This window comes from Litoreibacter ponti (assembly GCF_003054285.1).
In the GTDB taxonomy this organism is placed as follows: Bacteria; Pseudomonadota; Alphaproteobacteria; order Rhodobacterales; family Rhodobacteraceae; genus Litoreibacter; species Litoreibacter ponti.
Window position 1 is genome coordinate 1,307,762 of the sequence record NZ_QBKS01000001.1, and the last position, 14,035, is coordinate 1,321,796.

The window sequence follows — 14,035 nt, forward strand, 5'->3', positions numbered from 1 at the left end:
GTCTTGAAACTTCTGGTTGTGACTGATCCCCATATCGTGGAGCCGGGGGGAGAGATCATCGACCTTGATCCCTCTGCCAGGCTGGCCGGGGTTCTTGACCATGCCATGGCCCATCAGGGTGATGCGGATCACTTGGTGATCCTGGGTGATTTGACCCATCACGGACGAGTGGAGCAATACCGCGAGCTGGAGCGGATATTGGGCCGCGTGACCGGGCCGATGACCCTGATGCTGGGCAATCATGACGTGCGAAACGGCTTTCACGCGGTCTTTGGCGGCGCGGGCTTCGTGCAGGAAGTCGTCGACCTTGGCACCCACAGACTGATCTGCCTCGACACCCTCGACGAAGAGGCTGAGCCGCTGCATTCGGGGGTTCTGTGCGACGCGCGGCTCAATTGGCTGCAGGCGCGGCTGGGGGAAAGCGACCTGCCCGTGATCCTGGCGCTACATCACCCCTGCTTCAAGACCGGGTTCAACGGGATGGACCGCATCCGGCTGCGCAACGAAGACGCGCTGATCCAAATCATCCGTGACAGCGGCAAGGTCGTGCAGCTTCTCTGCGGCCATGTGCATCGCACGATTTCTGGCGTGGCCCATGGGCTGCCCTTCGCGGTGTTCAAAAGCCCCTGTCACCAGATGCCGATGATGCTGGGCGCGCCCGGCAGCAGCCATTCAGTGGACGAGCCCGGCGCGTACGGAATCGTGCTGACCGGGCCCGACGGGGTGGTCGTGCACAGTGTCGATATCGGGCTCAAAGCCGAGGCAACTGTGGACGGGCACTCGGCCTAGGCGAATTATCATGTCTTGCGCCTTGTTGCGCCCGGTTGCGGGACTTAGGTTGCGATGCAAGCAACCCTGAAAGGACCTCTCCCCCATGCGCATGCCCTTCTCGCTCGGCCCGAAACAACCTCTGTTTGACCATCACGATGGCGGGGCCTTGGGCGATTTGCCGGAATGGGATCTGAGCGATCTCTACACCGCGCCGGAGGCCAAAGAGTTCAAGCGCGACATGGATTGGCTGGAGGCTGCCTGCGCAGAGTTCGCCAAGGATTACGAGGGCAAGCTGGGCGAGCTGGACGCCAAGGGGATGCTCGATTGCGTGCTGCGCTACGAGAAAATCGACCTGATCTCGGGCCGGATCATGTCCTATGCGGGCCTGCGCTACTACCAGAACACCACCGACGCCGAACGCGCGCAATTTATGGCCAATGCGCAGGACAAGATCACCGCCTTCACCACACCGCTGGTCTTCTTCACGCTCGAGCTGAACCGCATCCCTGACGACCAGCTCGACGCGCTGTTCGAGGCCGACGCGGACCTTGCCCGCTACAAGCCGATCTTCGAGCGGCTGCGTGCCATGCGCCCCTACCAGCTGAGCGATGAGTTGGAGAAGTTCCTGCACGACCAATCCACCGTCGGCGCGGCCGCGTGGAACCGGCTGTTCGACGAGACCATCGCAGGGCTGCAATTCGAAGTGGACGGCGATGAGCTTGGCATCGAAGGCACGCTGAACCTTCTGACCGAGCAGGATCGCGCAAAGCGCGAGGCCGCCGCCCGCGAACTGGCCCGCGTCTTTGGCGACAACGTCAAACTCTTCTCCCGCGTGCACAACACGCTCGCTAAGGAGAAAGAGATCGGCGACCGCTGGCGCGGCATGCCCACGCCGCAAACCGGCCGCCACTTGGCCAACCATGTCGAGCCCGAGGTGGTCGAGGCGCTGCGCAATGCGGTTGTCGCCGCCTACCCGAAGCTGTCGCACCGCTACTATGAGCTGAAGCGCAAATGGCTGGGCCTCGACAAGATGCAGGTCTGGGACCGCAATGCGCCGCTGCCCATGGAAGACACCCGGCTCGTGGACTGGGAGGAGGCCGAGGCCACCGTGATGGAGGCCTATCACGACTTCGCGCCAGAGATGGCCGGCATCGCGGAGCCGTTCTTCAAGCGCGGCTGGATTGACGCAGGCGTGAAGCCCGGCAAGGCCCCCGGCGCCTTCGCCCACCCCACGGTGGCCGATGTGCACCCGTATGTGATGCTCAACTACCTCGGCAAACCGCGCGATGTTATGACGCTGGCCCATGAGCTGGGCCATGGCGTGCACCAGGTGCTGGCGGCGGGGCAAGGCGAGCTGCTGTCCTCGACGCCACTGACCCTGGCCGAGACCGCGAGCGTCTTCGGCGAGATGCTGACCTTCCGCAAGATGCTTGCGGGCGCCAAGACCCAGGCCGAGCGCAAGGTGCTGCTAGCGGGTAAGGTCGAGGACATGATCAACACGGTCGTCCGCCAGATCGCGTTTTACGATTTCGAGTGCAAGCTGCACGCCGCACGCGCGGGCGGGGAGTTGACCCCGGACCAGATCGGCGAGCTGTGGATGTCGGTGCAGGGCGAAAGCCTCGGCCCCGCGTTCGAGTTCATGGAGGGCTACGAGACCTTCTGGTCCTACGTGCCGCACTTCGTGCACTCGCCCTTCTACGTCTACGCCTACGCGTTCGGCGACGGCTTGGTGAACGCGCTTTACGCGGTCTACGAGGAAGGCGGCGACGACTTTCAGGACAAGTATTTCGACATGCTGAAGGCGGGCGGCTCCAAGCACCACAAGGAGCTTCTCGCGCCCTTCGGCCTCGACGCGTCGGACCCGAAATTCTGGGACAAGGGCCTGTCGATGATCTCCGACATGATCGACGAGCTGGAGGCGATGGAGGGTTAGCGGGATGCGGCGCCTTTACGTGCCGTGCCGGTTTTTCCCGGTTGCGATCGGTCCCGTCTCAGTCATCCTCTCGCGGCCGGAATGACCCGGCGGGCGCTGTATCCGGCGGGCTCCAAGCGCATCGCGGACGCGTTGAAGCTGTCTCCCGGCGTACTCTCGGGCGACCATGTCTTTCTGACCCGCGTGACCGGAAGCGGTGCAGACGGGACAATGCCTGCAGAGCCGGAACCCCAGTTCCGGCAGGCCTTCGACAAGATCGGCGCGGTGCTGGCGGAGGCCGGGCTGCTTTTCGGGTCCATTGTCGAAATGACGAGCTATCATGTCAGCCTGCGCGCGCATTTTGACACGTTCAACGCGGTCAGGGGCGACCATGTCTGCGAGCCCTACCCCGCCTGGACCGCCGTCGAGGTCGCAGGCCTGAGACGGGAGGGGGCGCTTGTTGAAATTCGGGTTATTGCGTCGCGCTTGGCGGGCTAACGTGATACCCGGCCGATTGGGTCGCGACGGGCAGCCGTCATGCCACGAAAAACTCGGCCCCGGGGCGTATCAGGCCAGAAAGTCGCGGACCTTGGCAGACAGGCCTTCCCAGTCGGTGAATTCGTGCTCGCCCTGGTTCGGGTCGACGTCGTCGCGGTCGCGCAGGAGCACGTGACGAACGACCTGCATGGCGAAATAGTCATACTTCGCGGTCTTAACCGCGCCCGCGACGAGCAGCTCGTCATCCGGCTCGAAATTGGTGCGCATCTTCATCTCGGTGAGGTAGTCGTCGGCCTCTTCCTGGCCTTCCGGGAAGGCTGCGGACAGGCTGACGGAAAGGATCAAGGTCTTGATATCCTTGAGCTGCGATGCGTAGCCCGCCAGCAGCGCCTCGAATTGGCGAGGGTGGCGGCGCTGGTGCACCGAGGCCGCGAGGATCGCGGCGTCCACCCCGTCAAGCTGCAGCCCCTCGGGCGTGTCGGCATCCACAAGCATCGCCTCGTGACCTGCGGCAGTCACCTCATCGGCGACGACGCGAGCAATCTTGGCGGTTTGGCCCTCGATCGAGCCGTAAAGGATCAGGACTTTCATGGACGCTCTCCCTTGTTGCCTGCCTCCAGCCTAGCGCCCCGGCGCCATGCGAACCTTGATCTGGGTCACGCTCCCGTTCGCGGCGGCGTCTGACTGCTATGCTGCCCGGATGACCCGCGACGAATACAATGCTTTTTGCAAGGGCCTGAAGGCAACCACCCACGCGGTGCAGTGGGGCAATTCCGACGTGTGGAAGGTGGGCGGCAAGGTCTTTGCCATCTGCGGCTGGGCCGACGACGTGCCTGCGTTTACCTTCAAGGTGTCGGACATGGCTTTCGAGATTTTTCCGGATATGCCGGGGCTGCGACCTGCGCCCTATCTGGCATCACGCGGGATGAAATGGATCCAGCATTACGCCGCGCCGGGCCTGAGCGATGACGAGCTCGAGCGCCATATCGAGGCATCCTACCAGATGGTCACAGACAAACTCACAAAGAGGCTGCGCGCCGAGCTTGGACTTTGAGCGGGTGAAAGCGTGTTCGAACACGCTTTGCCGCCCCGCGGCAGCGGTCTCGCACTAACGCGGCCGTTAAGTCTGAGCACCGGATGCATACACCGCATCAATCGTGGCTTGCGTGCCCTGCGCATCCTCCAGCGACCATGGGTAGTCCGCCCCGTCCCGCAGATGGGCCGAGAAGGCCTCCACCTGGTTGACGTAGTGATTGGCGGCGGGGAAGCGTTCGATGCTCACCTCCCCTGCCCGATGCAGCTCGATCCGCGCGGCATCATAGACATTCGGATTGAACGGGGCCGTCAGCCGGATCACTCCGCCCTCCCCGTGGAACCGGACCTCTTGGTAGAGATGCATGCGCGTCGAGACGTAGCCGCTATAGCCCGCCTCACCCAGCCGTCCCTGCACGCTGGCGGTCGTATCGACACCGCCCTCCCACTCGATCTCGGCGCGCAGATCGCTCAGCTCCAGCCCCGTCGCGAACCGCGCGGACCCAAGCGCGTAGACCCCGATATCCGGCAGCGCGCCGCCACCGACCTCGGGTCTGTTGCGGATATTTTCCGGGTCGCGGTTGTCGAAGGAAAAGGCGCAGTGGACCTGGCGCAGTGCCCCGATGGCCCCGTCCGCGAGAAGCATGCGCGTACGCCGCCATTGCGGGTGATGCACAATCATGTAAGCCTCGGTCGCCATCAGGCCGGAGGCGTCGCGCGCCGCGATCAGCGCATCGATCTCACCTGCCTTCATCGCCACCGGTTTCTCGATCAAGACGTGCTTGCCCGCGTCGAGCGCCTTCAGGCCCCATTCAACATGCATTGCATTGGGCAGCGGAATATAGACCGCGTCGATGCCGGGATCCGCTAGCAGTGCGTCATAGTTGGTATGTCTCCGGAGGTCGGGAAACCGTTTCGAGAAGGCCGCAAACTTGTCGTCAGAGCCCGTGGCCAGCGCCGCCAGACGCGCACCGGACGCGGCATGGATCGCCGGGCCCATATGCTCGCGCGCGAATTTCGCAGCGCCCAGAATTCCCCAGTTCACCGGTGCCATGGCAGCCCTCCCCCCTCGAAACTTCGGGCAGCCTAGCGGAGTGCCGCGCGCCGCGCCAGCGGGGCCTTGTGGCTCTCAGTTGCCCCGTGCGAGGCGCGCATCGAGCGCCGCGCGGATCATGTCATGGCTGCGCTTCATGTCGGCGACGTAGGTGCGGTCATGCTCTTCGGCGGCGCTGGCGGCAAGGCGATCCTGCAAGCCCTCTTCGGCGCTGCGCAGCAGGGCTGCGGACATGTCAATCAGCCGCTTGCCGGATGCATGGCGCACGTCTGGGTCCGCGCCGGCAAACAGCAGCGCCTCAACCAGATCGGGCTGGCCCAAGGCAAGGATCAGCAGAGGTTGTTCAGACAGGTCCGGGCGGTCAGCCCGCTTGGGATAGGGCGCGGTGGCATCGGCCCCGCGTTCCAGAAACGCAACCGCCTGCGCGGTGGCGGTGTTGGCCACGGCGACATGAAGTGGCGTCTCGCCAGAGTGGCGCGGCTGGGCGATCAATTCAGCGGGCAGAAGATCAATTGCACGCCCCACATCGCCTTCGTCGTAGTAGAAATGGAACGGCGAGCCCATCGCATGCAGCACCGTCTGGCCGGTCGCAGTGACGAAGCGCGGGTCTGCCCCATCGATCAGCAACAGCTCGATCATCTCGGGCATGTGGTCGTGGTTACTCGTGGCCCAAACAAGCGGCACTGTGCCGTAGCGGCCCAAGGGTGTGTTCAATGCGAGGCCGGGATTTCGATCAAGAATTTCGGCCAGATCGACCGGGGTGCCGCTCATCACGATGCGGCGCAATTCCTGATAGGGCGCGGGCAGGATGTCCGGATCGTTGAGCTGGGGGCGCCCGTCGTCCTGCATGATTTCGATCTGGCTGTTGATCAGCGCCTCGAACCGCGCGTCATCGCCCGCCTGCAGTGCCATCTGCATTTCGGCGTAATAGCTGTCGAGCGCGTCGATCTCGGCCGCGCTCATCTGGCCCGGGCGGGTCAGATCACCGCCACCGCCGGTGACGTATGTGCCCGCAACAGCGAGGCATAAAGCGGTGAACAGCACGGTTGGTGCTGCGCGCGAAAACATCATCGAGGCCACCCGGTCATTTATCCGCGCCGCCACAAAACAGAGGGCCGCGCGATTGCACGGCCCTTGTTTGGCATTTCACTTTGGCGAAAATTAGGCGCTTTCGAGCATGCCCTTCTCGGCAGCCAGCGCCCGCATCCGCTCTTGCAGCTTCTCGAACGCGCGCACCTCGATCTGGCGGATACGCTCGCGCGAGACGTCATACTGACCCGACAGCTCTTCCAGCGTCACTGGCTTGTCCTGCAGACGGCGCTGCATCAGGATGTCCTTCTCGCGGTCGTTCAAGACCTCCATCGCCTCCGACAGCAGCTCACGGCGGCTTTCCAGCTCGTCCTTGGCCTCGTAATCCGATGCCTGGTCGGCATCCTCATCTTCCAACCAATCCTGCCACTGGGTTGCGCCCTCGCCATCGGCAGAAACCACGGCATTCAGCGACGCGTCACCGCCCGACATTCGGCGGTTCATCGAGATGACCTCTTCCTCGGTCACGTTCAGATCGGCCGCGATGCGGGCCACGTTTTCGGGACGCAGATCGCCCTCTTCCAACGCACCGATGCGGTTCTTGGCCTTGCGCAGGTTGAAGAACAGCTTCTTCTGCGCCGAGGTGGTGCCAAGCTTCACCATGGACCACGAGCGCAACACGTATTCCTGGATCGAGGCGCGGATCCACCACATCGCGTAGGTCGCGAGGCGAAAGCCTTTCTCGGGGTCGAATTTCTTGACGGCCTGCATCAGGCCCACATTCGCCTCGGAAATTACTTCGGCTGTGGGAAGCCCGTAGCCGCGATAGCCCATGGCGATCTTGGCTGCGAGACGCAGATGCGAGGTGACCATCTTGTGAGCCGCCTCGGTGTCACCATCTTCGGCCCAACGCTTGGCGAGCATGTATTCCTCTTCCGGCTCCAGCATCGGAAACTTGCGAATTTCCTGCATGTAGCGGTTCAGGCCTTGCTCCGGGCTTGGTGCCGGCAAAGATGTATAATTAGCCATGTTCAGTGCCCCCCTTGGTTCAGGTTTGGCGATTGCGAGTTGTGAATTTACGCACAGGTTGCCCCTGCATCAATATGCCAAGTGCGCACATACCGTGTGCATCTTAACTTTGAGTTAAAGGTAGGGGTTCCGAGCGCGGCTTTTAAGAGTGATGTTACGGGTATTCACATAAAAGTCACCAGATCAGCCGATTTTCGTGATCAAAGCCTGAAAATCAGGCGGCAAATCCGCCTGAAATCGCAACATTTCGTGTGTCTCGGGATGCTCAAACCCCAATGTAGCGGCATGGAGCGCCTGTCGGGGGAAGTCGGCAATCGCCTGCTGTGCCGCCTCTGACAGGGCATTTTTGGCCAATTTCCGCCGTCCGCCATAGGTCGGATCGCCGATCAGGGAGTGGCCCACATGGGCCAGATGCACCCGGATCTGATGCGTGCGCCCGGTCTCCAGCCAGCACTCCAGCATCGAGATCACCGCAGGCGTACCATAGCGCTCCATCACACGCGCCCGCGTGATCGCATGCCGCCCGCCATGTTTGACCACCGCCTGCCGCTGCCGGTCGGTTTTATGCCGCGCGAGGTTGGCATTGATGCGCAGAATATTCGCACTTTCAAACGCGACCCCGGGCATCCCTGAAAGCCGCGGGTCCGCCGCATCCGGCACCCCGTAAGCCAGCGCCTGATAACGTCGCTCGACGGTGTGTTTCTCGAACTGCTTGGCCAGTCCCTGATGGGCCGCATCAGTCTTGGCGACCACAAGAAGCCCGGACGTGTCTTTGTCGATGCGGTGCACGATGCCCGGCCGCTTCTCACCGCCGATCCCTGACAGGCTGTCGGCGCAGTGATGCAGCAGCGCGTTGACCAAGGTGCCCGACGGCGAGCCGGGCGCCGGGTGCACCACCATGCCCGCGGGCTTGTTGACCACGATCAGATGCGCGTCCTCGAATACCACGTCCAGCGGGATGTCTTGCGGCAGCGTGTCGTAATCCACCGCTTCGCCGATCTCTACATGCCAGACCTGGCCCAGTTGCGCCTTGGTTTTGGGCTCGGTCACGACCGCGCCGTCAAGCGACACCGCGCCTTGCTCGATCAGTTTGACAAGGCGCGAGCGGGACAGTTTGGCCTCCACTGGCGCGAACAGGGCCAATGCCTTATCAAGGCGCGCGGGCGGGGCGTCGGTGATCTCGACCGCGATGATATGAGGCGACATGGACAGCGATCCCGAAGTGCAGTTGGACGAGCCCGCCAACCTGAAGTTCCTGCGACGGCTGGTCACGACCCTGACCGCCACGATGATTGTGGGCCTTGTAGTGCTGATCGCGCTGGTTGTCATCCGGGTCAATGACGCGGGTCCAGCCCCGTCCCTGCCCGGCAATATCACCCTGCCCGATGGCACCACACCGATGGCGGTGACCTATGGTCCGGACTGGTATCTGGTGGTAACTGACGATGACCGCATCCTCGTCTTCGACCAGACTACATCCGAGCTGATGCAAGAGCACCGTATCATCCGCGAATGAAATGGGGGGTGGTACCACCTCCTGGTCTCGAACCAGGGACCTCTTGATCCACAATCAAGCGCTCTAACCAACTGAGCTAAGGCGGCACGTGTCGGGTGATTTACCTATGCGCCCGCGCGAATGCAAGACCAATGGGCGCAGATTTTGCGGCCTAAAGCGCAAGCTCCATGGACTGTTCGACCACGTCTTGGCCGAAGGATCGCGTCGCGCGTTCCTCCGTGACCCGAAAGCCCCGGCGGGCATAAAGCGCGCACGCCGCGCGGTGGCTTTTGTGGGTCCAAAGCACCAGTCTTTCCGCCCCCGTCGCCCGGGCATGATCAATCACCGCCTCCAGCATCGGTGCCGCATACCCTTTGCCGCGACATTCCGGTTCCAGGAAGAACATCCGCAAGCGCGCCGTCGCCGGATCATCGCGCACGCAAAAGACCGATCCGACCCGCGCACCGCCGACCTCCGCGATGAAGGCCCGGTCGGTGACAGGGTCGCGATTTTCGATGAAATCGGCCAGGATGCGCATCACCAAAGCCTCGAAACTGGCGTCGAACCCTTCATGCTCTGCGTAAAGCGTGCCGTGGCGCGACGCGATCCAACCGGCATCCCCAATCGCGAGATCGCGCAAGTTCAACTCGTTTTGCATCGCCCTGCCCCCTTGCCTCACCGCAGCTTCAAGGATACCTCAAGGCGCATCCAAGGCAAGGAGGCCCCGATGGGCATCAACAGCGAAAGCGACGTCGCAGGCAATCTGCAGATCGGCCCCACCACAGAGGGCATGGTGCGTCTCTATGTCGAGGCCGACGGTGTCGAGCTGCCGTTCGATTTCGACCCCGAGGAAGCCGAAGAAATCGCCGAGGAAATCCGCGCAGCCGCCGTGGCCGCGCGAGGCATGTCGAAGAAGCGCTAGCCTGCGCAAACGCCACGATTGTAGGTGCCGACACGGCGAATAATGTCTTCCGGCGCGGCCTCCACCCGGGTGCCCGACAGCTCTGATCGCAGAACGCGGGTCAGCAGCCCCTTCAACGGTGTCACGACGTAGCAATCGGTTTTCGGCACGGGCTGCTCGCCCGAGGATCCGACCTAAAGACGCACAATCTCGGGATCGCGCAGGGCGTTCAGGCGCAATGCCGCCGTGCGGGCAAACTTGCGCGTGATCACCTTGCGTCGTGCGGCCGCAACCGTGTCCTCAGGGGCCATGCGGATGATCTCGGCGTCGTAGGCATCGGCAATAATCAGGCCGGTTTCTGCGGGCAAAAGCTCGGTCGGGAAAGTCTCGTCCACCGCCCAGAAGTAGCGGTCGCACCATTCCAGATATCCTTTCCACTTGCAGTCGGTCTGGAAGTCCGCACGGGAGGATTTGCACTCGACGACCCAGATTTCGCCCTTCTGACCAAGGGCCATCACATCGACGCGTTTGCCGCGCTCGGGCACGAATTCTTCCAGACAGGCGAACCCGTGGGAGCTGAGATGCCGTGCCACGCCACGGGCCAGAAGCTGGCCGGGCTGAAGGCTTGGGGAAGTGAGATCATCGGGCATGGGGCGAGTGTGAACAAAAGGTAAACAAAAATCAAGACCGGGAATCTCTTGACGTGATACCAAATAGTTTCATATATAAATGATACCTTATGGTTATATTTTGGAGATCTTATGATGCGCCTGCTTGCTTGCCTTTTGTCGCTGGCCACGCCGCTCGCTGCGGCGGACCCGTCCATCACCCGGCTCGCGCCCTCGGCGCTGGACTGGGCCACAACACCCGAAGGCGTGGCCTTTGCGCCGATCGAAGGCGACCGGTTCGCCGGCGCCTACATGGCGATGGTGCGCCTGCCCGCCGGATTGAAGAGTCCCGCCCATGTCAAATCGGCCAATATGTACGGACTGGTGGTCGAGGGCACCATGACCCATGCGCCCGACACGGGCGGCGAGACCCGGCCCCTGCCCCCGGGCGCGTTCTACAAGATCCCGGCAGGCCTTGCCCATGTCTCGTCCTGCATCTCGCAGGTGCCATGCGTCACATTTCTCTATCAGGACGGGGCGTTTGATTTCCTGCCGGTGACGCGATGAGCCCTGCGGTGCAGGCAACCTTTCGCGCGCTCGCCGACCCCACCCGGCGCGAGATCCTGCAGACCCTGACCGCCGGGCCGCGTACGATCGCGCAGGTCGCTGGTGATTTCGACATGACCCGCGCGGCGGTCAAGAAGCACCTGACGGTGCTGTCGGATGGGGGGCTGATCACGGTGACGCCACGGGGCCGCGAGCGGATCAACCAGCTCAATCCCGAAGGCTTCGCCCCGGTGTTCGACTGGCTCGGCTTCTTCGATCAGGTCTGGGATAGCCGCCTCGACGCCCTGAAATCCGCCATTGAAAAGGACCAAGACCATGACTGATTCCATCCTGCGCAAGCGCATCTTCCTGAAAGCTTCCAAGCCGCAGGTCTGGGCTTACCTGACCGAACCCGACAAGCTGGCGATCTGGTTTCACCGGCCCGACGCGCCGTTGGCGGAAGGCCCCTACGCGATGTTCGGCACCGATAGCGGGGACAAGCTGATGTGGGGAGAGGTGCAGATTTTCGACCCGCACGACGTGCTTGAATACACATTCACCATCAAGCCCATGGGCGATGCCACGAGCCTTGTGCGCTGGCAGCTCGACACTGTTCCGGGCGGCACCATGCTGTCGCTGGAACATAGCGGCTTGCCGCAGAGCGCCGAGGCGTTCGGCCTGATCCTCGCGCTCGACACAGGCTGGGACGACCATCTGGCCCGCATGAGGGCGGACGCCCATGGCGACTAGCGTGGATAGGTCTCGTAATTGGCCTGCATATACGCAAGCCCGTCGCGGATCATCTCTTCCAGCAACCCCATGTCGATGTCGGACAGCGCCTTGATATTGATGCAGCTTTTGCCGTGCTTGACCTTGCCCAGCCGCGCGAGAGCGTCGGACATGTCCTGATATCCCGGCAAGATGTAGACAGAGGTATAGGCCTTTCGCGGACTGAAGCCCGTGATCAAAAACTCCCCCTCCCGCCCGCTGTCGTAGCGGTAGTGGTAGCGCCCGAAGCCAATGATGGACGGGCCCCACATCTGGGCGGGCCAACCGGTGATGCGCTTGAAAAAGGGCAGCAGAACCTCGGCATCGGCGCGGCGCTGTGGGTGATCGACGCGTGCGATGACCTCCAACGGCTGCAAATCCAAAGGTACGGTCTTGTTGCCCGCCATTGTGTCGCGCTCCCTTGCCATGGCCCGCGCCGGAGCCTATCTGCAAACGTGACGGTTCTGCCCATCCTGTGCCATAGGGGCTACATTCCGGTGGCCTTAAGCAATTCCGCGGGAGCTGGCTCTGTCTGGATCCTGGTCCAGTTACCTGGCGCCCACCTGTATATACAGGTCTGCGGGAATAAGTTCCCTTACGTTTGTGGTGGTTCCGTCACTTCCACCCGCACTGGCACCAACGCGTTCGGACGCGGCCCCTTGGGCGGCGCGGGCGGCTCTTGCTGCGCCATCACCGCGATTGCGATCTGCACGCCGCCAAAGGTCGACGCGAACAACACCACCATGATCGTGAACGCCAGTGGCCCATCCGCCGTGGCCAGCACCAGATGCCGAAGCCCCGCGACGTCGAGCCAGACAAGCAGTACCGAGAAGACCAGACCGGCCAGAGAGCCCAGCGCGGCATGGCGGAGCATGAATTTGATATGGGTGGGCATGGGGCACCTCCTGTCCAGGCCAATATAGCACGGGCGCGGCAATTCTCCAAAATTGCGCCGGACTTTTCGCGTCCGCGCGTTACCTTCCAGACAGTCAAGTTTTCAAAGGATGCGCCATGCTTCGCCCCGCACTGATCGCCCTCGCCCTGTGTCCCGCCGCGGCCCACGCCCAGATCGAGGCGCGCTTCATCGAGAGCGCCCCGAAAGACACGTTCTCCTTTGTGAACACCGGCTGCGCCCTGGGCGCGGTGGTGGTCGAGCTGGATATGCAGGAGAGCGCGGGTGGCTTGATCTTTGATACCGAAGGCGGCGGCGCGGGCGTCGAGGTCTTTCAACCGTTCGAGGCGGTGTCAGGCAAAATCGCGGAAGTCTCCGTCAGCGATGGCGCGGGGCAACTGTCGTTGACGGTACCGGATTGGCCGGCGGGCGGCGAATTGAGCTTCACCATCGACGTCGACGACGTGCTGCGTCACGGCGCGCTTGGCCAGACCCAAGTGACAGGCGGCGAGATTGCCGGAGCCGCACTGCGCATCAGCGCGGGCGGCGCAAGCGGTCTGGGCAGCTTCGACAACACCAACCGCGCCGTCGTGCGCGGGCTGTGCAGCAGCTAACGCAGGCCCTTGGCAAGGTAGTCGTAGACCAGCCGGATCCGCGCGCTGGTCAGAAGCTCGCGGTGGCTGACCAGCCATGTGGGAAAGCTCAAAGGCTCCATGCTCGGGAGCACACGCACCACCTCCGGCGCGCGCGCCGCAACCCGGTCGGACATGATGCCGATCCCAAGCCCCGCACATACCATCTGCCAGCCCACCACCCCGCTATTGCTCGACAGGCGAAAATTCTCCTTCGTCAGGTTCATGCCCAGCGCGTTGAAATGGGTGATCAACGCCTCGGTGTCGAAAAAGGCGATAAAATCCAGCGCGTTCAGGTCGCTGAGCTGCGCGGGCCGTCCGGCCGCCTCCAGGTAGGCATGGGTCGCATAGAAGCTGGCGGTGTCATCATGCAGTTTGCGCGCGATCAGTTCGGGCTGTTCGGGCCGGACATGGCGGATGGCGATATCGGCGTCGCGGTGCTGCAGGTCGGACAGGTTGTTATCGGCGATCAGCTCGATCTCCAGCTCTGGGGCGCGCTGACGCAACGCCCTGAGCAGGTTTGGCAGGATGAAGGCCGCGGTCACGTCGCTCGCGCTGATGCGCACAAGGCCCGCCACGCTTTGCGACTGCCCCGAGGCGGCCAGCGAAATGCGGGTGGCCGCCTCGCCCATGGTGCGCACATGGGCGACCAACTCTGCGCCCGATGGCGTCAGAACGAGTTTGCGCCCGACCCTCTCGAACAGCGTCACGCCAAGCGCCTCTTCCAAAGCGGCCACCTGACGGCCCAGCGTCGGCTGCGCCTGCCGAGTGGCGCGGGCAGCCGCCGACAGCGATCCCTCCTCCACCGTTGCCAGAAAGGCCCGGACGTGGTTCCAATCAAAGGCGATTTCATCCCAGTTCATGCAAA

21 protein-coding genes and 1 tRNA gene are annotated in these 14,035 nt (G+C 63.1%); 10 read left to right on the forward strand and 12 right to left on the reverse strand.

The window, feature by feature from the left end; translation table 11 throughout:
• The first annotated feature begins 3 nt into the window (after nt 1-3).
• From C8N43_RS06545 to C8N43_RS06555, 3 genes are all read left to right on the forward strand, one after another.
• Nucleotides 4-789, forward strand: coding sequence for a metallophosphoesterase (locus tag C8N43_RS06545; protein WP_107844835.1), 786 nt, complete (start codon nt 4-6; stop codon nt 787-789).
• 91 nt (nt 790-880) lie between these two features.
• Nucleotides 881-2,704 carry a M3 family oligoendopeptidase gene (locus C8N43_RS06550; protein ID WP_107846266.1) on the forward strand — a complete coding sequence of 608 codons (1,824 nt, stop codon included), beginning with the start codon at nt 881-883 and terminating at the stop codon, nt 2,702-2,704.
• 81 nt (nt 2,705-2,785) lie between these two features.
• Entirely contained in the window at nt 2,786-3,181 is a 396-nt protein-coding gene (locus C8N43_RS06555; RefSeq protein ID WP_107844836.1) for a RidA family protein, read from the forward strand.
• Nucleotides 3,182-3,250: 69 nt separating this feature from the next.
• On the opposite strand, the gene C8N43_RS06560 is transcribed toward C8N43_RS06555, so the two are convergent.
• Nucleotides 3,251-3,772, reverse strand: coding sequence for a flavodoxin domain-containing protein (locus C8N43_RS06560; protein WP_107844837.1), 522 nt, complete (start codon nt 3,770-3,772; stop codon nt 3,251-3,253).
• A gap of 109 nt (nt 3,773-3,881) precedes the next feature.
• Between C8N43_RS06560 and C8N43_RS06565 the strand changes: the two genes are divergently transcribed.
• Complete coding sequence (locus C8N43_RS06565; protein WP_107846267.1) at nt 3,882-4,235, forward strand: MmcQ/YjbR family DNA-binding protein; 354 nt, start codon at nt 3,882-3,884, stop codon at nt 4,233-4,235.
• 66 nt (nt 4,236-4,301) lie between these two features.
• Here C8N43_RS06565 and C8N43_RS06570 read toward each other — a convergent pair whose 3' ends face one another.
• From C8N43_RS06570 to C8N43_RS06585, 4 genes are all read right to left on the reverse strand, one after another.
• Entirely contained in the window at nt 4,302-5,267 is a 966-nt protein-coding gene (locus C8N43_RS06570) for a Gfo/Idh/MocA family protein (RefSeq protein ID WP_107844838.1), read from the reverse strand.
• A 75-nt stretch (nt 5,268-5,342) separates the two neighbouring features.
• Complete coding sequence (locus C8N43_RS06575) at nt 5,343-6,338, reverse strand: ankyrin repeat domain-containing protein (RefSeq protein WP_107844839.1); 996 nt, start codon at nt 6,336-6,338, stop codon at nt 5,343-5,345.
• Between the two features lie 90 nt (nt 6,339-6,428).
• Nucleotides 6,429-7,325 carry an RNA polymerase sigma factor RpoH gene (rpoH, locus tag C8N43_RS06580; protein WP_107844840.1) on the reverse strand — a complete coding sequence of 299 codons (897 nt, stop codon included), beginning with the start codon at nt 7,323-7,325 and terminating at the stop codon, nt 6,429-6,431.
• A 183-nt stretch (nt 7,326-7,508) separates the two neighbouring features.
• A complete protein-coding gene (locus tag C8N43_RS06585) occupies nt 7,509-8,531 on the reverse strand; it encodes an RluA family pseudouridine synthase (RefSeq protein WP_107844841.1) in 1,023 nt (340 codons plus the stop codon).
• Between C8N43_RS06585 and C8N43_RS06590 the strand changes: the two genes are divergently transcribed.
• Complete coding sequence (locus tag C8N43_RS06590) at nt 8,530-8,841, forward strand: DUF6476 family protein (RefSeq protein WP_107844842.1); 312 nt, start codon at nt 8,530-8,532, stop codon at nt 8,839-8,841. The genes C8N43_RS06585 and C8N43_RS06590 overlap by 2 nt on opposite strands.
• Nucleotides 8,842-8,850: 9 nt before the next feature.
• Here C8N43_RS06590 and C8N43_RS06595 read toward each other — a convergent pair.
• Both C8N43_RS06595 and C8N43_RS06600 read right to left on the reverse strand, forming a co-directional pair.
• Nucleotides 8,851-8,927, reverse strand: a tRNA-His gene (locus C8N43_RS06595).
• A gap of 65 nt (nt 8,928-8,992) precedes the next feature.
• Complete coding sequence (locus tag C8N43_RS06600) at nt 8,993-9,478, reverse strand: GNAT family N-acetyltransferase (protein ID WP_107844843.1); 486 nt, start codon at nt 9,476-9,478, stop codon at nt 8,993-8,995.
• A gap of 69 nt (nt 9,479-9,547) precedes the next feature.
• Between C8N43_RS06600 and C8N43_RS06605 the strand changes: the two genes are divergently transcribed.
• Nucleotides 9,548-9,742 (forward strand): DUF6324 family protein, encoded by a 195-nt coding sequence (locus C8N43_RS06605; RefSeq protein WP_107844844.1) that lies wholly within the window; start codon nt 9,548-9,550, stop codon nt 9,740-9,742.
• On the opposite strand, the gene C8N43_RS19575 is transcribed toward C8N43_RS06605, so the two are convergent.
• A complete protein-coding gene (locus C8N43_RS19575; RefSeq protein WP_158269930.1) occupies nt 9,739-9,891 on the reverse strand; it encodes a hypothetical protein in 153 nt (50 codons plus the stop codon). The two genes, C8N43_RS06605 and C8N43_RS19575, sit on opposite strands and share 4 nt — an antisense overlap.
• A gap of 24 nt (nt 9,892-9,915) precedes the next feature.
• Nucleotides 9,916-10,371, reverse strand: coding sequence for an MmcB family DNA repair protein (locus tag C8N43_RS06610; protein ID WP_107844845.1), 456 nt, complete (start codon nt 10,369-10,371; stop codon nt 9,916-9,918).
• 114 nt (nt 10,372-10,485) lie between these two features.
• Here C8N43_RS06610 and C8N43_RS06615 point away from each other — a divergent pair, with 114 nt between their 5' ends.
• From C8N43_RS06615 to C8N43_RS06625, 3 genes are read left to right on the forward strand one after another with little or no spacing between them, the layout of a single operon-like run.
• On the forward strand, nt 10,486-10,896 hold the full coding sequence (locus tag C8N43_RS06615) for a cupin domain-containing protein (RefSeq protein ID WP_158269931.1): 411 nt from the start codon (nt 10,486-10,488) through the stop codon (nt 10,894-10,896).
• On the forward strand, nt 10,893-11,219 hold the full coding sequence (locus C8N43_RS06620; protein WP_107844847.1) for an ArsR/SmtB family transcription factor: 327 nt from the start codon (nt 10,893-10,895) through the stop codon (nt 11,217-11,219). Before C8N43_RS06615 ends, C8N43_RS06620 begins: the two co-directional genes overlap by 4 nt.
• Nucleotides 11,212-11,625 (forward strand): SRPBCC family protein, encoded by a 414-nt coding sequence (locus C8N43_RS06625; protein WP_107844848.1) that lies wholly within the window; start codon nt 11,212-11,214, stop codon nt 11,623-11,625. The genes C8N43_RS06620 and C8N43_RS06625 overlap by 8 nt, the downstream gene beginning before the upstream one ends.
• On the opposite strand, the gene C8N43_RS06630 is transcribed toward C8N43_RS06625, so the two are convergent.
• Together C8N43_RS06630 and C8N43_RS06635 are read right to left on the reverse strand one after the other, a co-directional pair.
• Entirely contained in the window at nt 11,622-12,050 is a 429-nt protein-coding gene (locus tag C8N43_RS06630) for a DUF1801 domain-containing protein (protein ID WP_107844849.1), read from the reverse strand. The genes C8N43_RS06625 and C8N43_RS06630 overlap by 4 nt on opposite strands.
• Nucleotides 12,051-12,238: 188 nt before the next feature.
• On the reverse strand, nt 12,239-12,538 hold the full coding sequence (locus tag C8N43_RS06635; protein ID WP_107844850.1) for a hypothetical protein: 300 nt from the start codon (nt 12,536-12,538) through the stop codon (nt 12,239-12,241).
• 116 nt (nt 12,539-12,654) lie between these two features.
• Here C8N43_RS06635 and C8N43_RS06640 point away from each other — a divergent pair, with 116 nt between their 5' ends.
• The gene (locus C8N43_RS06640) at nt 12,655-13,149 is read left to right on the forward strand and encodes an aggregation factor core (protein ID WP_107844851.1); all 495 of its coding nucleotides are present in this window, start codon (nt 12,655-12,657) and stop codon (nt 13,147-13,149) included.
• Here C8N43_RS06640 and C8N43_RS06645 read toward each other — a convergent pair.
• A complete protein-coding gene (locus C8N43_RS06645) occupies nt 13,146-14,030 on the reverse strand; it encodes a LysR family transcriptional regulator (protein ID WP_107846268.1) in 885 nt (294 codons plus the stop codon). The two genes, C8N43_RS06640 and C8N43_RS06645, sit on opposite strands and share 4 nt — an antisense overlap.
• Between the last annotated feature and the right edge of the window lie 5 nt (nt 14,031-14,035).